This window comes from Pseudalkalibacillus hwajinpoensis (assembly GCF_039851965.1).
In the GTDB taxonomy this organism is placed as follows: Bacteria; Bacillota; Bacilli; order Bacillales; family Guptibacillaceae; genus Guptibacillus; species Guptibacillus hwajinpoensis_E.
Window position 1 is genome coordinate 98,446 of record NZ_CP156675.1, and the last position, 18,487, is coordinate 116,932.

The window sequence follows — 18,487 nt, forward strand, 5'->3', positions numbered from 1 at the left end:
TCCATGGAAGAAGCTTGTTTGCGAGTGAGAGGTATTTTGCTGATATGCAGGTATTCTTTTAGTTCCATGATATAAAGGATAGCTTGAGTTTTCTAAAAGATCATCCTGAAATCACCTTTATAATTTTAGGTCAAGGACTAGGCATTTTAATTAATACAGGTCTATGGAGGGTTGGTTTACCGATTTATCTCGAAGGATACTTGAATGAAAATATCATCACTTTTGGATACATAACTGGTGTGATGGGTGCTACCTCTTTTATTACCTCAATGGCACTGGGAATTTCAAAAAAATACAATCCTCTGGTAGTTTTTAACGTTGGAATGGGATTGTGGGGATTAGGATTGCTTATGATCGGGACACCTCCTACCATGTCGGTCATTTACATAGCTACTACTTTAATCGGAATGGATCAAGCATCAGAAGGTTTATCTCGGGTGGTTATTCTTCAGGAAAAAGTTCCTGCCAATATTCTTGGTAAAGTGTTTAGTAGTCGTCTTCATTAAATTATGCGAGTGATACGATTTCATTGGGTGCGATAAGCACTATTCTTGGTCTATTTACAACCGCAATGCTTTTTAGTAGTGGAGGACTCTCATTTTATTGATTGTGCTACTGGGAGCTATCCTAGGAAGGACTCGTAAAAATGGCAAGGTTAATCTTCAAACAACAAAATCAGGTTGATTGTGAATAGTCTTGGGATAAATAATCATCGCTTCCATTCTCATTCATTCTTGGATGTGATGAAATATAGGATATACATATTGGAGGAATAATACCTTACGATTGAAGGTCTGAGTTTCTGGATATCTAAGCTTCATATTTATGGGGCTTTTGCGATTTACACAATTCATACAATATATCTTGGTTTCGAGTCTTGAACAATCGGGAGCGATTGTTTAGTAGTGTGTTAATCCTTAGACCCAAAGTGAGCATGTCACTCTCTTTATTTCAACTTCTTGTATAATGTATTTTGCGAGAATATCAATTTCTCACTCAGTGCCAAGATATTCATGCAGAAATAGGTCTGACTTATTGATCCTAATAGAATGTACAAACAGCAATCCGCCACACTTTAAAGTGTGGCGGATTGTATTATTTATATTTAATCAAGGGGGAAGGAGTTGGGGGAAACTCATTGAGTCATAGATTATCATAACAAGCATTATATTCTAAGATTATGGGAGATTTTTGACAATTTAGCATTTATTGACCTAATAAAATGCTTTGTTACAACAAATCTTATTTGAATTGATGGGGCACATAGAATAATCAGTTGTGAAAGTAATGCTAATTTAAAATTGTATTAAGCAATCGGGCAGTTATCTGGAAGACTTGGTTGAAAATAGAGGTTGGGCTGACTAGCAAAGAATTATGATTCACAATTTGTTGGTTATATAATTTTTCCTCTTGATCTTTTCTCTAAATGATTGTCCTTTTTCTCTTCAAAAACCCCCACCAAAAGGAAGGGGGTTATAGATTTATCTTTTGGTCATAGGTTTCTTTCAGTCGTTTAATATCCTCTTTAGGCGGTAAACCAAACATACGGGAATATTCCCGGCTGAATTGAGATGGACTAAAATTATAAAAAGCCTAAAAAATAAGGGAGAATACATATTATTAATGACTAATATGTATTCTCCTTTTTATTCCATTAAAGCGCCCGATTGCCGAAGAACGTCCTTCTAAAAAGATTTTTTATAACCATGCTTTTCTTAAAAAATTTACACCAAGTTCGATTTCATCATAAGAAAGACCACTAAACCCTAGTTTAATCATTGGCCTATCCGGATGGTTTTTTATGAAATAGATCGAAGTTGGCCGCACTTTAACACCATAAAGGAAAGCCCGCTCGATTAGCCATTCTTCTGAATGCCCTAGATATACCTTAATTAAAACGTACAAACCGGACTGTTCGCCAATAATGGATATATTTTGCCCAAAGTGTTTTTTTAATAATGAAACGAGGTATTTCATTTTTCGTTTATAAACAAGGCGCATTCGCTTAATGTGCCGATTCCATTCCCCGTTTTCCATAAATTTAGCCATTGTAATTTGGCTAAAAAGTGAAGTTGAGCTTTCAAAGTTCAGGAACTGATTTTTATAACGGTTTAAAAGCTGCTGTGGTAACACCATATAGCTTAAACGTAGTCCCGGAAGAAAAGCCTTTGAGAAATTTCCCAGATAAATGACTCTTGTTGAATCAATAGAAGCGAGTGCTGGAAACGGGCGTTGCGTATATCGGAACTCACTATCATAATCGTCTTCAATAATGTATCCCTGTACCTTGTTTGCCCATTGAATGAGCGTTTGTCGTTGTTGAATGGACATGCTTACACCGTACGGACTGTGATGAGAAGGTGTTACATAGATTAAAGCTGAATCCATTTGTTTAAGTTGCGAAAGATCTGCACCTGTTGCATATACCGGCAAATATTCAAGCAAAAAGTGATGGAATTGAAAAGCTTCCCTGGCACCATCGAACCCTGGATCTTCTACGAGAATACCTGAATAATCTTCCTGTAGTATATGGCCTAGATTGATAAGCATTTGTTGTGTACTGCTACCGATGAAAATGGCATCTGCATCTGTTCTTACCCCACGTGATTGGAGTAAGTATGCGGCAATTTGTTCGCGCAGACTCACCTCTCCAAAAGGTTCCCCATACCGAAAGCTCTCAGGTAACGTTAAGACCTGATTCGCTATTCGCCTCCATATTTTTAAGGGGAAATGGGATTGATCAACAGCATCTGTCCGAAAATCGACACGAACGGACGCTTCCTTTCCCACCCTCTTTTTGTTAAAGGGAATTGGTGGTTCCTGGTATAAAGATGGCTCTAATTGATTGACAAAATAACCTTTTCTCCCTTCCCCGCGAATATAACCCTCTGCTACAAGCTGATTATATGCTGTTAGGGTTGTATTACGGCTTACTTGGAGAGAATCAGCAAGTTGCCGAATGGAGGGTAGTTGTTCATCAGCTTTCACATTGCCTCGTTCAATAAATGATTTAAACTGCTCGTAGATTTGTTTGTATTTGGGAGAGCTTTCGTTTAAGGCAAAAAGATAATTTTTCATATACAATTTCTCCTGACATGCTTATTTATTTTAAATTGTATCTTTTTAAATGTCAGTTTATATCATAATATATTTTATATGAGCGATAAAATATTTTCAAACACAAAATTAGATGAGGAGTGATGATGATGTATATTCCAAAGCACTTTGAAATCAAAGATGAAGAAGTGATTAATGAGATTATTGAGGAAAACAGCTTCGCTACTCTATTTTCCCAACATCAGGGTCATCCGTATGCGACCCACCTTCCTTTGATTTTAGATAAAGAAAAAAGATATTTGTACGGCCACTTTGCAAAACCGAATAAGCAGTGGAAAGATATAGAGGGACAGGAGGTACTTGCCATTTTTCAGGGACCGCATTGTTATATCTCGTCTTCTTGGTATGAAACAAATAAAGCTGTTCCGACATGGAATTATGTAGCTGCTCATATACACGGAAAGGTTGAGATCATAGAGGGGGAAGAAATGATGGATTCCCTTCATCAAATGGTGTTGAAATATGAAGATCCAAATAGTTCATATCAATGGGACCAACTGGATGCTCATTTTTTAGAAGGGCAGGCAAAAGGCATTGTTGGATTCAAAATCAAGATCGATAAAATCGAAGGAACGGCAAAGTTGAGTCAAAATCATTCCGCTGAGCGATTAAAGCTTGTTATTTCACAACTTGAACAATCTACAAGTGAGGATGAAAGGGAAATTGCATCTCATATGAAAACAATTCTTAGAAAGAAAGCTTAAAGGTATAAATGTACTCTTTGGTGAACAAAACTTATTAAAATATCTCAATTGAAGCAAACAAGGATTCATGATAACACATCATGACAATAATCTTTGAAAGCGAGGAATATGTATGCGTTTTGAAACAAAAGCCATTCACTCCGGGCGTTCGATTGACAAATCAACGAGCTCGGTCACCATGCCAATCCATCTCTCTACGACATTCGAACGAGCTCAAGATGGATCTTATCAAAATGAATTCGTATATAGCCGTGAAAATAATCCCAATCGCCGGGAAAAAGCTTTACGCTTTGTACTATCCAGTAAACGGGCGTACCGAAGTGTCATTTCGGGTGAGGCATGTGCTAATACCCTATACTAGCGCGTGGATACAACGAAAATTGAATATTTTAGCAAGAGAGCGAAATCGTTACATAAACTGGATGTGCGTTGCCACTGTTTTTACATCGTTTATCCTTTTAATCGTAATATCACCTAAAACAATGGCAGTAACAGAAGATACATACCAAATGTTAGCTACACGAAAATGAAAAGATTTTATGTTTACACCCACTACTGTCTTATTTATTGGTGGGAGCATAGTTCTTCACCTATTGTTATTTCAAGGATATAAAGTAGGGGACTTATCCATTGTGTACCCTGTTTCGAGAGGATTTGCACCAATGGTTCCAACTATACTAGCTATTTACATATTTAACGAAAGCCATACAGCTATCGCTCTTATGGGATTTTGATCGGCCTAACAATTGCTAGTTATACTCTTCTAGATAAAGCAGCAGTGAGCTTGGTTTTTATTTCTCCAATTATTTTAGATTATTTTAATACTGTGGGTCGTCTAGCCTTTTTAACACCTACAGTACTTTGGAATTGGAAAGGTGTTAAAGAACAATGGATGGTAAATAAAAAAGAAGTATTTGGCGTCGCAGTGTTGAATTCGTTAGGATATATTCTTGTGTGTTAACTGCTTTGCAATTTACACCTGTGAGTTATGTTGCTCCTTTAAGAGAGAATAGTATTTTATTTGGTACGCTTATTGGAGTGGAATGGTTAGCGGAAGAATTTGGTTATCAGAGAGTGATTTCGTCTGTAATCATTCTAGCAGGGGTAATGATTATCGCTTTTACTACTTTATGACTTGAGGTAATAAATCCTAATTATCTTGAAGTCAAGTCTTCATGAATAGGGGTCGATCGTATTATAAGGTTAATCAGAATTTATCTGATTGACCTATTTTTTATGGGTTATATTTTAGTTGTAGCCGGGGTAGAACGTAAGGGCCATGGGACATTCATTTGATCTCTTGGGTAAAACTGTTCAACCCCTGCTTGTTCAAACATGTGTGAGGCTGGTTGGGACATTATATTCTAATGATCTCGTATAACAAGCGAATGCATGAAAGGGCAAGTGTAAAAGGGGCACCGGCATAATATCAAGGAGAGGAAGTGAGGCTAATTGAATCCAGTCTTAGGTCTGGAAATTTAATCAGGTGGTTCCTAAATATTTTTCCTGTTTTTGAGAATATTATGCTTGATGCATTAAAATAGGAGGTTGTTTAATGGAAAGTAATCACAATCATATTAAATTGACGTCTAGTGAAGTTGCAAAATTATGGGGTTCCTATCTGAGCGATTCATTAGGCATCTGTACGATTTCGTATTTTTTAAAAGATGTAGAAGATCCTGATATTCGCGAAGTGTTAGAGTATGCCTCAGATTTATCCAAAAGACATATTGAGATAATAACTGATATTTTTAAGGAGGAAAAATTCCCTATACCTGTGGGATTTATTGATCAAGATGTGAATTTAAATGCTGCAAGACTTTTTTCCGATTCGTTGATGCTTTATTATATTCAAAATATGGGTATGATGGGGATTAACAGTTATAGCGTAGCTTTACCTAGTACGGCTCGGAAGGATATTCGAGAATTTTATACAAATTGTATGCAATCATCAATGGAGCTTTTTAATCGAGCAAGTAATGTGTTGCAGGAAAAGGGCCTTTTTATTCGTGCACCTCATCTTCCTTATCCAGCTCAAGTGGAGTTTGTTCATAAGCAGCATTTCTTGGCTGGATGGCTAGGGAAACAAAGACCACTCACAACGACTGAAGTCTGTTTTTTATTTGAAAATTTGTACCGTAATTCGCTTGGAAGTGCTTTGCTAACAGGATTTTCTCAAGTGGCACAGTCGAATGAAGTTCGTGTTTATATGGCGCGTGGAGCAGAGATAGCGAAGCATCATAGTGCTGTATTTAGTAAGTTTTTAAGTGAAAGTAATATTCCCACTCCAATGAGTTGGGATCTATCACCGTTAGCGTCAAAAGAACCTATCTTTAGCGATAAATTATTAATGTTTCATACCACAGCATTAAACAATGCAGGATTAGGTTACTATGGGGCAAGTATGGGTGGAACACCTAGAAAAGATGTGTTTGGAGCTTATGCCCGGTTAATGGTGGAAGTCGGGGAGTTTGCAGCAGATGGGGCAAATATTATGATTGATAATGCTTGGTTAGAGAAACCGCCTTCAGCACCTGATCGAAAAGATTTGGCAATGGGTTAAACTAATGTGGCTAACCCAAAAGAAAAATTATTATGGAGTATTGCTCTTCCAGGCTTTGGTCAATTTTTAAACGGAAAATTGATAAAAGGTATTGTCTTCTTATTCTTAGAATTTTTGATTAATGTTCAGGCGAACTTCAATGAAGTGATTATCTCAAGTTTTCAAGGGGACATTGAAAAAGCGATTGGACAAGCTGATTATCAATGGTTAATGTTTTATCCTTGTGTGTATTTTTTTGCAATGTGGGATGCCTTGAAAGATGCAGGTGGGGGTAAAGAAAAACATTCTTTTCTTCCTTTTGCGTTTGCTGCTTATTTTGTAACTGTTGGCTGTATTTACTCTTCAAACTTTCGGCTATTTGGCATTTTATTAGGACCTGTTTGGCTACCAATGTTGTCTGCAATACCAGGCCTAGCTGTGGGAGTTATAATGGGGAAAATAATAAGAAAAACGACTGGCGTTTGTGGGAAATGAGTATTTTAGAGAATGAATGGTCTGAAAGAAAAAAAGATTAGAGAATACGAAAACAAACCGTTGTGCAAATCATTCTTGTTATCTTGATTTCAAGTCTTCCAGATAATCGGAGCGTTTCTGGAGTAACTAAAAAAGTCCAATTTCTCAATTTTAATACTGAGAAATTGGGCTTTTTAATATTGTAATTTCCTTAACGTTGTAAATCCGCATTTTCCTGACGCTACCCCAATGCATTCTTGTAGTTACTAGACTTTTGAAATTCGAAAATGATAAATAAATTCAATTGTTAATATCATGGAATTACCATAATTGATTTTCATGTCAACCGATTGACACATGAAAGCGCTTACTATATATTGGTTTGTAATAAGTTGCTTTTTTAAATGTCAACCGGTTGACTTGTAGTGGTGGAACTACTTTGTCTGAACGAAGAAAGGTAGGGGAAAGAAGGTGATTTGAGGTAAAGCAAGAGGAGCAACCAAATTAAATATGAAAAGGAGTTTTGTTTTTGAATCTTGTAATGAAAAAAGAAAAAGGCGTTCGCAGTCTGTTTTTATTCATTGCAATCGGTTTAATCATGACTTTACTAATTTTCAATAAAGTAATGGCAACAGAGCAGGCGGAGGTTACAGCAATGAAAGCAACAACAAATTTAACTGATTGGGTTATTCATGGTAAAGGTACACTTGAAGATACGGTACAAGGATTAAAGCTTACTTCTGAAACAAATGAGAATGTAATGGCGATTTCAAGTGTTCAATCAGAAGATTTTGTGTATCAATCTGATATACAGATATTGGATCAATCAGCAGATGTGACTTTGATATTCCGATCTAGTGAAGAGGGCTGGGATTCTTATATGGTTCAAATAATACCGGAAGCAGGCCTGATTCGTATGCGTGATGCACGTGACGAAAATAGATTAATAGAGGAAGTAGACGTAAACATTCAAGAAGGAGGGATCTATCATTTAAAAGTGAAGGTAGTGGAAGATAATATTAAAGTATACTGGGAAGACCAATATACCCCCGTGATAGATTCCAATGTATCGCTTTATGATTACGGATACCTGGGGCTCCATGTATGGAATGGTTCTGCCCTATTTCAAAATGTGAAAGTCAGTGAACTTGAAACAAGTTTGGGGCCATCTCTATTTGAAGAAGGGAATTGGGAACCAAACATAAAAGGATTAAAAGGAATAGCTGGAGAGAATAAAATAGCTAAAAAAGTGTATGACACACAAACCAACAACTTCGTTTTAGAAGGCAATGTCTCCTTTGATGAAAACCAAATGGAGGCCGGTTTGACATTTCGCATGAATAAGGATGGAACAGAGGGATATCAAGCTTTGCTTAAGAAGCAAGGAGATGAAGTTGTAGCTAGATTACAAAAAATGGATGGTACGGTACTTGGAGAATCAAGTCGAAGTTTCGAATCACAAATTAATACCAAACACCATCTGGAATTAATAGTGAATGAGGAGCAAATTACAATATATCTAGATGGCTATTCAGATCCTGCAATTGAAGTAACAGACAGTAGTTATACGAATGGCTTAGCAGGGTTGATCGTTTTAAACGGTGCAGCGTATTTTCAAGATATTTATTTAGTACCTACGGAGAGTTATTATAAAGAGAATTACAGACCCGATTATCATTATACACCAGCTCGAGGATCGGTCAGTGATCCAAATGGGCTTGTATATTTTGAAGGTGAATACCATCTATTTCACCAAAATGGCGGAAAATGGGACCATGCAGTTAGTGAGGACCTAATTAATTGGAAGCATCTACCTATCGCTTTGCCTTGGAATGAATATGGACATATATGGTCTGGATCTGCTGTGGCAGATTTGGATAATGATTCTGGGCTTTTTTCAGACTCAGGGGGAAAAGGCCTGATTGCCTACTATACTTCTTTTAATCCTGATGCCAATAATGGAAATCAACGAATTGGACTTGCTTATAGTACGGATAAAGGTCGTACGTGGGAATATTCAAAAGAACATCCTATTGTTATAGAGAATCCTGGAAGTAATGGGGAGGATTCAGGTGGTTGGGATTTTCGTGATCCCAAAGTGGTGCGTGATGAAGCGAATGATCGCTGGGTGATGGTTGTTTCGGGAGGGGATCATATTAGATTCTTTACTTCTCATGATCTTATACAGTGGGAGCATACCCAGAACTTCGGGTATGGTGATTATATTCGTGGTGGAGTATGGGAATGTCCGGATCTGTTTCAGCTTGAAGTTGAAGATACAGGAGAGAAGAAGTGGGTCCTCATGCTCAGCACAGGGGCAAATCCGAATACAGAGGGATCGGATGCAGAGTATTTTATTGGAGAATTAACCCCTGACGGCCAATTTATCAATGACAATCCACCTGGAGAGGTATTAAAAACAGATTATGGGAAGGAATTCTATGCATCTATGTCTTTTGCAAATATGCCGGATAATCGTCGTGTTGCAATGGCATGGATGACAAATTGGGACTATCCATTTTCATTCCCAACAGAAGGATGGAATGGTCAATTAACTATTCCGAGAGAATTACGGCTGACCTCAACAGATCAGGGCGTTAGGCTTGCCCAATCTCCAATTGAAGAATTACAAACGATTCGAAGAACTGTTTTTGAAACAAATAATGAGCTTGTATCTCCAACTAATGCACAAAATTTATTAAGCAAAGTAAACGAAGCTTCCTATCAAATAGAAGCGGAAATTGAAATCCCAGCTGGCAGTGATGTGACAGAGTTTGGTTTTCAAGTTCGAGAAGGTTCAGAAGAAAAAACTGTAATTGGATATAATAAATCGGAAGAGCAAATATTTGTTGACCGTTCTGAATCAGGCAGGACAGATTTTTCGAATAAATTTACAACAACTCATGCGACGGAATTACAACCACAAAATCAGCGAATTAAATTGAATATTCTGGTGGACAACGGGTCTATTGAGGTTTTTGCAAATAATGGAGAAACTGTTTTTTCAGATCTCATTTTTCCGGATTCCACAAGCAGAGGAGTTAGCTTCTATACTGAAGGTGGCAATGTTCAAATTATTTCTTTGAAAGTACACTCTTTAGAGGATATTTGGGATCGAGATATTGATGATGGAGCCCAGATTGTACTCGATACACGCGAAAAAGAAATGAATATTGGGGATACGCTAGCTGTTAATGCGGCAACTATAGGTATTAATGGGAATGGAACGAAAAAACTTAAATGGAAATCGTCGGATCCCGATATTGTGAGTCTTCTACCTTCCACTAATAACAATACTTTAATCGAAGCTTCTGGTGCTGGAAAAGCAACGATTACAGTTTCCACGCCAAATAACAAGGTGTATGAGAGTTTTAAAGTGAATGTATTTGAGGGGAATTTTAAGACTAATCTTAGTGGATGGAAGTCAGATATTGATACCGTCAAGTGGATTGCAACTGAAGAAGGAATTCGCGGGTTACATACCAGTGATTCCAATTATATGGCTGAGGGTACTGGTGGCGACTTTGTTTATGAAGCAGAGATGACACTTCATGAAACTGGAGGTGCCGGATCCATTCTTTTTCGTGCAAGTGAAGACGGTAGAAGTGGTTATTATTTTAATTTAGATCCTAATATGAACGCTTTCCGTCTTTTTTATAAAATGAATGGAAGTTTTGAAGAACGTATGGTAATCGGTAACGTTCCAGCATTCATTCAGCCTGGGAAGACCTACACTGTGAGAATATTAGCTAAAGGTCCTCATATTCAAATTGAAGTAGATGGGGAAAAGGTTATGGATTTAAGAGATGGAACCTTTGCAGAAGGACATTTTGGTTTAAACGTATTCGGTGGAAAAGCTACCTATCAAAATGTAAAGATCAGTAACGTATCTGAAGCTGCCTTACAAGAAACGACCTTTTTCAATCAAAAAACAGGTCAATCACTTTATGTAACCTCTTCACAAAACGGCGTACCAGTCACTGCTGACGAAGAGATGACAATATGGACACTTATACCTACCGGTGATGATCATAGCTCGTATTCTATAAGAACGGAAGAAGGTAAAGCTATTGATTTTGATGCAGCACAGAAGAAAATTCAATTATATGATTATCTCGGTTATGATAACCAAAAGTGGATCATTAAAGAAAACGATAACAAAACCTTAACCATCTTATCTGAGTTTAATGAGGAGGCATTGACAATATCAGAAGAAGGGAACATCACGCTTCAACCATATGATCCAGCCAACTCACGCCAACAGTGGCTACCGTCGTATTAAGAATATAAAAATATTGAAATTCTCTCTCTTTCAGTATCCACCAGTAATTCTGTGGCTTGTTAAACAAAATGGGAAGTGGTTAGGACTTCCCATTTTTCTATCTATTACCTTGAGTTCCTCCAATCCAAGCTTTAAAATGGGTAAAACAAAACGTTCTAATACAATGAAGGAACTGTGACTGATTTATCTGGATTGAAGGTTTTGAAGATTCTCCCACAGTTTCTTTTCAGCAAAGATATTCATTCTAGAGGAGGAGGGCATTAATAATGGATATGTCACGCTGGTATTTAAGACTTGGCACCTGGGCGTATAATCTGTTTTTGTTAAATTTATTATGGTTTTTTTGTACGTGTGCTGGCTTTGTTGTACTGGGATTCTTTCCAGCTACTGCGGCTCTATTTTCCGTTCTTCGTCGCTCCATTATAGAAGATAATGATATTCCAGTATTAAAGCTTTTTGTGAGGAATTTTAAAACTGAATTTTTAAAATCCAATTTTTTAGGTTATCTTTATGTTTTATTTGGTTTGTTGTTGTACATGTATTTTCAAGTTGTTCAGCTTATTCCTAACAATCAATTCCAAAGTATTTTGGTTAATATAACGGTTGTTATGACCGTAGTCTATTTCATTACATTCTTGTATGTCTTTCCGTTATTTGTCCATTTTGACCAGAAGAGTTTTCAGTACCTGAGAAATGCTTTAATATTAGCAGTAGGCAGGCCGATACGAACGATAATAATGCTCCTAGGTTTGGGGGTGTTATCGTACATATGTATGCATATTCCAGTGCTCATTCCTGTAATTGGTATTAGTTTGTCTGGCTATGTGATCATGTGGACGGCTTTGAAATCGCTACCAAAAGAAATGAAAACTACTGATTTTGACTAAATATCTAAATATAAATTAGTAATTAATAGGGTGAAGATGTGAGGAGAATGGATGATGAAAAGGGTAAAGTTAGACGATGTAGCAAAAGCAGCAGGAGTAACACTGACAACGGTTTCTAGAGTGATTAATAATCGAGGGTACATTAGTGAGCGTACGAGAAAAAAAGTCAAAGAAGCGATGGAAGAATTGCATTACTATCCGAACGATCTGGCACGGTCTCTATATAAAAAAAAGACACGCTTTATTGGATTAATTGTACCTACTATAAGCAATCCTTTCTTTGGAGAATTGACTTTTTATGTTGAAAATATGTTAGCTGATTTAGGCTATAAGGTGGTTTTGTGTAACAGCTTAGATAATCAAAAAAAGGAAGAGTCTTACTCTGAAATGCTGATTAGGCATCAAGTAGATGGAATAATAGTTTGTTCCCATAATAGAGGAATTAGTACGTACCAACGCCAAAATATTCCTGTTGTCGCCATTGACAGGTATCTATCAACAACAGTTCCTGTCATATCTTCAGATAATTACAAAGGGGGAAAAATGGCAGTCGAGCACTTGATTGATAAAGGTTGTAAGAATATTGTACATATCAATGGTCCTGCTCAGCTTGAGACGCCTACACAGTTAAGGAGAAAAGCTTACGAGGACATTGTAACGAACCCGATTACGTATGAAATCCAGGATGTATTTGATGGGCAGCAAGCTATAGAACTCATACGAAAGATATTTTCAGAGGTTCCGCAAGTGGATGGCATTTTTGCAAGTGATGATATGATTGGTGTTTCTTGTTTAAATGTAGCTAGGGAGAAAGGGATTAAGGTTCCTGAGGAATTGAAGATTGTTGGTTATGATGGCACAAAAACACTAATGAACATTCAACCTAACCTAACAACTATTAGGCAGCCCATTGAAAGCTTGGCGCAGACTACGGTGAGTACCCTTTTGAAATTAGTTGATGATCCGGAAGCAACTGTTGATTTGGAAACCATACTACCTGTGAAATTATTGGAAAATCGAACAACTTAATTTTTTATTCAGCTTGGTTTTTTTCTGTCAACCGGTTGACATTTGTAAACGCTTCCTATATCATATAAAGAAATAAAGTAAAAAAATGGAGGGAGAAAACACGCAATATGTCAACCGGTTGACTTATGGTTTGATTTATATGAGGGGGGAGTTTTTTGGAGAATAAAAACGCACTATCTAGTATTATGCCTAAAACCAGTAAAGCCACAAAGTACAAAGAGAAGACGCGCACCCAACACCATCTTAGAAAATATATGCGTAATAACTATATCCTCTATTTATTTTTACTTCCTGCGATTATTCTGACACTTATATTTCATTACCTCCCTATGTATGGAACAATTATTGCATTTAAAGATTTCAGTCCAGTAAAAGGGATTTGGGGAAGTGACTGGGTTGGATTGGAGCATTTCACGAATTTTTTAAATTCACCAAATTTCTTGAGTATCATGATGAATACCATAAAGCTGAGTTCTTTTGATTTGTTAATCGGATTTCCTGTTCCTGTCATCCTAGCACTAATGTTAAATCAATTAAGGCGGGCTGGGGTCAAGAAAAACATTCAATTAATTCTTTATGCGCCACATTTTATTTCGGTGGTAGTAATTTCTGGAATGCTGTTTATATTCCTATCTCCCACAGGGCCCATAAACAGTTTAATGACCATTTTTACAAATGAACCATATTCATTTATGTCTGATCCAGATGCGTTCCGCTCCATTTATATTTTTTCTGGCGTATGGCAAGGCGCTGGATTTGCATCAATCATCTATGTGGCGGCGCTATCAAATGTTGATCCACAACTTCATGATGCTGCCACGATTGATGGAGCATCTTTGCTCCAAAGAATAAAACATATTGATCTTCCTACTTTAAAGCCTGTTATGGCTGTTCTGTTCATATTGGCTGCTGGAGGCATTATGGCGATTGGATTTGAAAAAGCCTACTTATTGCAAACAAGTATGAACTTGCCAGCTTCCGAGATCATACCAACCTATGTTTATAAACGTGGTCTACAAGCAGGAGACTATTCATTTGCAACAGCAGTTGGGTTATTCAATGCCATTATAAATGTCATCTTATTGTTTACTGTGAATCATGTCGTCAAGAAACTTAATGATGGTGATGGTCTTGTGTGAAAAACGATAGAGGGGGGAGATTATGAACCATTTAATAAACAACTCAAAGAAAGACCGTTATCTACTGTTAATCAACAAAGTTCTTTTATCGGTTATTGTTTTAATCGTGTTAGTGCCTCTTATGTATGTCTTACTGGGGTCGTTTCTACAGCCCAATATCTTGTTAACGCAGGGATTCTCACTGAATCCGGATCATTGGACGATTGATGGCTATTCACGAATTTTTGCGGATGGGACTATTATGAGGGGATTTTTTAATTCCATATTATATGCGACTGCTTTTACTGTTATATCTGTTTTAGTAGCCATTCTTGCAGGCTATTCGTTATCTGTTGATAGTCTAGCTTGGAAAAAAACCATTATGTTTTTCTTCTTGCTTACCATGTTTTTCAGTGGCGGGTTAATTCCTACATACTTGGTTGTTCGTAATCTTGGATTGTTAGACACGATGTGGGCAATAATTTTACCCGGTTCTGTCTCTGTTTGGAATATTATTTTGGCAAGAACCTATTTTAAAGGACTTCCAAAAGAATTAAAAGAAGCAGCCAAAATTGACGGTGCCTCCGATTTTATGATTTTCCTAAAGATCATTATTCCATTATCAAAGCCAATTATATTTGTGCTGGCACTATATGCTTTCATTGGACAGTGGAATGCTTACTTTGATGCAATGATTTACTTGGAAAATCAGAGTAAATATCCGTTACAGCTCATTTTGCGTTCTATATTAATTCAAAATGAAGTCGAGCCTGGAATGATCTCAGATCAACTTGCCATGGCTGAAATGCAAAGGATATCAGAAATGATTAAATATTCATCCATTATACTGGCTAGTTTACCTTTACTAATTATGTATCCGTTTTTCCAGAAGTACTTTGAAAAAGGCGTTATGGTAGGGTCATTAAAATAATGAAAAGAGGAGAAGCGTAATGAAAAAGTTAAAAGGTGCGTTGTATGGAGTGGTATTAGGGTCATTGCTTCTTTCGGGATGCTCAAATGAACAAAGTGCTGCGAAGGATTACGAGCTATCCGATATTTCCTTCCCTGTAGAAGAAGATGTCACGCTTAAATTTATGACCGGAAGCTCGCCGATGGCTCCGGAAGATCCTAATGATAAATTAATAAGTCAACGTTTGGAAGAAGAAACGGGAGTGCATATAGAGTGGGATAGTTATTCAGGAGAAGCATTTGTTGAAAAAAGAAATTTAGCCATGTCAAGCGGTGACTTTCCAGATGCGATAATGAATTCTGGATATAGTGACTATGAATTATTAAACCTTGCTGATGATGAGGCAATTATCCCAGTCGAAGATTTAATTGAGGATTATATGCCAAATTTACAAAAGGTATTTGAACAAGCGCCGGAATATAAAGAAATGGTAACTGCCCCGGATGGTCATATCTATTCTTTCCCATGGATTGAAGAACTGGGCACAGGTAAAGAAAAGATCCAAGCAGTAGGAGGCACCGGTTGGATTAATGTGAAATGGCTGGAAGAATTAGGGCTAGAAATGCCTCAAACAACGGAGGAACTAGAAGAAGTACTCAAAGCGTTTCGTGATCAAGATCCTGTTGGTGATGGTCAGACCATTCCAATGTCCTTTATTTTAAACGGGGGACAAGAGGACCCCGCCTTCTTATTCGGCTCGTTTGGTGTGGGGGACAATTGGGATCATACAGTCGTTACTAATGATAAGAAAGTTGTATACACGCCAACCACAAACGGATATAAAGAAGCTATTAACTATTTCCATGGTCTTTATCAGGAAGATTTAATTGACGTAGAGGCATTTGAACAGGATTGGAACAATTATGTTGCCAAGGGTGCTAACGAACGCTACGGTGTATATTTCACCTGGGATAAAAACAACATTTCGGGTGAAAATTATGAGATGTTGCCTGCTCTAGAAGGACCGGACGGTCATAAAAATGTAGCTATAAGCAATGCGCTCGGTTTTGATCGATCGAGAATGGTCATTACCAGCGCTAATCAGAATTTAGAGTTAACAGCAAAATGGATTGATCAAATGTATGCTCCTCTTCAGTCTGTTCAAAACAATTGGGGTACGTATGGAGACGAAGAGAAACAAAATATATTCAAATATGATGAAGATGAAGACATGCTAAAGCATATGGATCTGGAAGGAACAGCGCCTGTGGAATTACGGGAACAAACAGCGCTTGGTGGGCCATTGGCCATCCTGAATAGCTACTTTGGGGAGGTTACAACAATGCCAGACGATGCCGCCTGGAGATTGGATTTACTACATGAGAAGCTAGTACCATACATGAACGCCGATTATACGTATCCTAATGTATTCCTCCAATTAGAAGAGCTTGAAACGATTTCTAAAATTGAGGCAGATTTGTCTCCTTATGTAGAAAGAAAACGGTCAGAGTGGATTGTCAATGGGAAAGTGGATGAAGAATGGGAAGCTCACTTAGAAGAAATGGACCGTTTAGGTTTGCAGGAATGGATGGAAATCAAACAAAATGCTTTTGATGATTATATGGAATCACAGGAGGAGAAGTAATTGCCAACACAAGACTTGCTAACATATAGACCTTACTTACATTTTGCACCTAAAAAGTATTGGATGAATGACCCTAATGGCATGGTTTACTTTAAGGGTGAATATCATCTTTTTTATCAGCATAATCCGAACGATTGTATACATGGCCCCATGCACTGGGGTCATGCTGTAAGTAAAGATATGATCACTTGGGAACAGTTAGATATTGCGTTATACCCTGATGCGCTTGGAACTATATTTTCGGGGAGTGTAGTGGTGGATTGGAACAATACTTCTGGATTTTTTCCAGATGAACCTGGCTTAGTAGCTATATTTACTCACCACTTACATGAGGAAGGGAAAGAACCTGTTCAAAGTCAAAGCCTTGCATTTAGCCACGACCAAGGGAGGACTTGGACAAAGTGTCAGCATAATCCAGTCCTTGTTGATCATACAAAAATAGACTTTAGGGACCCGAAAGTGATATGGCATAAAGATAAAAGTCGATGGGTGATGGTTTTGGCCACCGGTCAAACTATATCCATTTATTCCTCTACCAATTTAATAGAATGGCAATTTGAAAGTGAATTTGGAGAATTAGTAGGTTCTCATGAAGGCGTATGGGAATGTCCTGATTTGTTTGAGCTACCTGTTAATGGAAAAAACAAATCTGAATGGGTGCTGCTAGTTAGCATTGGGGATAACCCTGATCTTGATAACGGTTCACGGTGCTGGACGCAGGAAAAGATAATTATGCTGGGGTCAGCTTTTCTGATATACCTGAGAAGGATGGGAGGCGGATTTACCTTGGTTGGATGAGCAATTGGCGCTACGCAAATGACGTTCCTACCTATGGTTGGAGAAGTCAAATGACGTTGCCGCGCGTTCTTCAACTCCATCAAGACCAGGACGGTTATACAATTATTCAAACCCCTGTGGAAGAGTTGGATTTCTATTTGACAAAAGCCCAAACGCTAAGTGATGTGATTATTTCAGATGAATCACCAATTCAGATGAAGTTGGATGAACCTTATTTTATAATGGATTTTGTTATAGAAAATGTGGACGCTGCTTCTTATCAACTTATTTTACAGCACACAGCTAATCAATTTACTTCCATTCATATCGATATGGGAAAGGGGGAACTATCGCTTGACCGAAGTACATCTGGTAAAGTAGATTTTTCCGAAAATTTTTCTCATGTCCAAACCGTAAAAATTGATCGTACAGATGTATTGAAACTTTACGCAGTAGCTGATTCTTCTTCCATAGAATTATTTATTAATGATGGAAAATACGCTTTAACCAGTCTGGTCTATCCCTATAAAATTAGCTCAGAGATTACCTTATCCAGTTCCGGAGGTAAAGTTAAGATAGCTGACGGCACTATTTTAATCCCAGCTAAATAGAATTGTCTTTAAAGAAATGAGCTTAAGGAGAACGTATTCATATCATCAGTTATACTCATTATTTGAGTTTAAACTTTCTATTGAAGAAGAGTATGGAATGGAGAAAAAAATCTTTATAAACTATTTTAGGGCGGCAGCACTGACAGACTGATCAGAAAGACCAAAACGCTTTCTATCATTCTGTAGGTGTCGCTTCGATCCTAAAGCGCCCGATAACAACGGTCTGTAAGCTGTCGCTAACAGTCCGTACGTTCCTGGTCCCTTTGCGCGAAGCGCCGGACTGAACGAGCCGAAGAGAACTGTGCCATGGAAGGCAGCCTACGGGCTGCCTTTTTTTTTGTTTTTTTCTGGAGCGTACAAAAGCGCCATCCGATTAAGGCTCAATCCGGGT

Annotated in this window: 14 protein-coding genes and 2 pseudogenes; 14 read left to right on the forward strand and 2 right to left on the reverse strand. The window is 37.6% G+C overall.

Translation table 11 applies throughout. From position 1 onward, the window contains the following. Window positions 1–83 precede the first annotated feature (83 nt). Window positions 84–506, forward strand: a complete 423-nt coding sequence (locus ABFG93_RS21625; RefSeq protein WP_347553173.1) for a hypothetical protein — start codon at window positions 84–86, stop codon at window positions 504–506. A 967-nt stretch (window positions 507–1,473) separates the two neighbouring features. Here ABFG93_RS21625 and ABFG93_RS21630 read toward each other — a convergent pair. Together ABFG93_RS21630 and ABFG93_RS21635 are read right to left on the reverse strand one after the other, a co-directional pair. Next, window positions 1,474–1,578 (reverse strand): annotated as a pseudogene (locus ABFG93_RS21630) (AraC family transcriptional regulator); the annotation flags it as partial. Between the two features lie 120 nt (window positions 1,579–1,698). Beyond that, entirely contained in the window at window positions 1,699–3,078 is a 1,380-nt protein-coding gene (locus ABFG93_RS21635) for a PLP-dependent aminotransferase family protein (protein ID WP_347553174.1), read from the reverse strand. Window positions 3,079–3,206: 128 nt separating this feature from the next. Between ABFG93_RS21635 and ABFG93_RS21640 the strand changes: the two genes are divergently transcribed. The 13 genes and pseudogenes from ABFG93_RS21640 (at window position 3,207) to ABFG93_RS21700 (ending at window position 18,096) form a co-directional block, all read left to right on the forward strand. Further along, window positions 3,207–3,821, forward strand: a complete 615-nt coding sequence (locus tag ABFG93_RS21640; protein ID WP_347553232.1) for an FMN-binding negative transcriptional regulator — start codon at window positions 3,207–3,209, stop codon at window positions 3,819–3,821. A gap of 178 nt (window positions 3,822–3,999) precedes the next feature. Beyond that, a pseudogene (locus ABFG93_RS23210) lies at window positions 4,000–4,074 on the forward strand (hypothetical protein); the annotation flags it as partial. Between the two features lie 689 nt (window positions 4,075–4,763). Next, the gene (locus tag ABFG93_RS21650; RefSeq protein WP_347553233.1) at window positions 4,764–4,955 is read left to right on the forward strand and encodes an EamA family transporter; all 192 of its coding nucleotides are present in this window, start codon (window positions 4,764–4,766) and stop codon (window positions 4,953–4,955) included. Window positions 4,956–5,376: 421 nt separating this feature from the next. Beyond that, the gene (locus ABFG93_RS21655) at window positions 5,377–6,384 is read left to right on the forward strand and encodes a DUF3231 family protein (RefSeq protein ID WP_347553175.1); all 1,008 of its coding nucleotides are present in this window, start codon (window positions 5,377–5,379) and stop codon (window positions 6,382–6,384) included. Between the two features lie 6 nt (window positions 6,385–6,390). Continuing rightward, on the forward strand, window positions 6,391–6,858 hold the full coding sequence (locus ABFG93_RS21660) for a hypothetical protein (RefSeq protein WP_347553176.1): 468 nt from the start codon (window positions 6,391–6,393) through the stop codon (window positions 6,856–6,858). A gap of 508 nt (window positions 6,859–7,366) precedes the next feature. After that, window positions 7,367–11,119 (forward strand): GH32 C-terminal domain-containing protein, encoded by a 3,753-nt coding sequence (locus ABFG93_RS21665; RefSeq protein ID WP_347553177.1) that lies wholly within the window; start codon window positions 7,367–7,369, stop codon window positions 11,117–11,119. A gap of 266 nt (window positions 11,120–11,385) precedes the next feature. Further along, window positions 11,386–12,006 (forward strand): YesL family protein, encoded by a 621-nt coding sequence (locus ABFG93_RS21670; protein WP_347553178.1) that lies wholly within the window; start codon window positions 11,386–11,388, stop codon window positions 12,004–12,006. A gap of 51 nt (window positions 12,007–12,057) precedes the next feature. Then, a complete protein-coding gene (locus ABFG93_RS21675) occupies window positions 12,058–13,035 on the forward strand; it encodes a LacI family DNA-binding transcriptional regulator (protein WP_347553179.1) in 978 nt (325 codons plus the stop codon). Window positions 13,036–13,289: 254 nt separating this feature from the next. Then, window positions 13,290–14,174, forward strand: coding sequence for an ABC transporter permease (locus ABFG93_RS21680; RefSeq protein ID WP_347553234.1), 885 nt, complete (start codon window positions 13,290–13,292; stop codon window positions 14,172–14,174). 22 nt (window positions 14,175–14,196) lie between these two features. Next, window positions 14,197–15,084 (forward strand): carbohydrate ABC transporter permease, encoded by an 888-nt coding sequence (locus tag ABFG93_RS21685; RefSeq protein ID WP_347553180.1) that lies wholly within the window; start codon window positions 14,197–14,199, stop codon window positions 15,082–15,084. Between the two features lie 19 nt (window positions 15,085–15,103). Next, entirely contained in the window at window positions 15,104–16,708 is a 1,605-nt protein-coding gene (locus tag ABFG93_RS21690) for an extracellular solute-binding protein (protein ID WP_347553181.1), read from the forward strand. Next, window positions 16,709–17,506, forward strand: coding sequence for a glycoside hydrolase family 32 protein (locus ABFG93_RS21695; protein ID WP_347553182.1), 798 nt, complete (start codon window positions 16,709–16,711; stop codon window positions 17,504–17,506). It abuts the gene before it with no gap. Then, window positions 17,416–18,096 carry a glycoside hydrolase family 32 protein gene (locus tag ABFG93_RS21700; protein WP_347553183.1) on the forward strand — a complete coding sequence of 227 codons (681 nt, stop codon included), beginning with the start codon at window positions 17,416–17,418 and terminating at the stop codon, window positions 18,094–18,096. Before ABFG93_RS21695 ends, ABFG93_RS21700 begins: the two co-directional genes overlap by 91 nt. The last annotated feature ends 391 nt before the right edge of the window (window positions 18,097–18,487 follow it).

Excerpts from the sequence above, each read along its gene's own strand:
- ABFG93_RS21670 (WP_347553178.1), top strand. The coding sequence starts at position 11,386 with ATGGATATGTCACGCTGGTATTTAAGACTTGGCACCTGGGCGTATAAT.
- ABFG93_RS21655 (WP_347553175.1), top strand. The coding sequence starts at position 5,377 with ATGGAAAGTAATCACAATCATATTAAATTGACGTCTAGTGAAGTTGCA.
- ABFG93_RS21680 (WP_347553234.1), top strand. The coding sequence starts at position 13,290 with ATGCGTAATAACTATATCCTCTATTTATTTTTACTTCCTGCGATTATT.
- ABFG93_RS21635 (WP_347553174.1), bottom strand. The coding sequence starts at position 3,078 with ATGAAAAATTATCTTTTTGCCTTAAACGAAAGCTCTCCCAAATACAAA.
- ABFG93_RS21690 (WP_347553181.1), top strand. The coding sequence starts at position 15,104 with ATGAAAAAGTTAAAAGGTGCGTTGTATGGAGTGGTATTAGGGTCATTG.
- ABFG93_RS21675 (WP_347553179.1), top strand. The coding sequence starts at position 12,058 with ATGATGAAAAGGGTAAAGTTAGACGATGTAGCAAAAGCAGCAGGAGTA.
- ABFG93_RS21685 (WP_347553180.1), top strand. The coding sequence starts at position 14,197 with ATGAACCATTTAATAAACAACTCAAAGAAAGACCGTTATCTACTGTTA.
- ABFG93_RS21640 (WP_347553232.1), top strand. The coding sequence starts at position 3,207 with ATGTATATTCCAAAGCACTTTGAAATCAAAGATGAAGAAGTGATTAAT.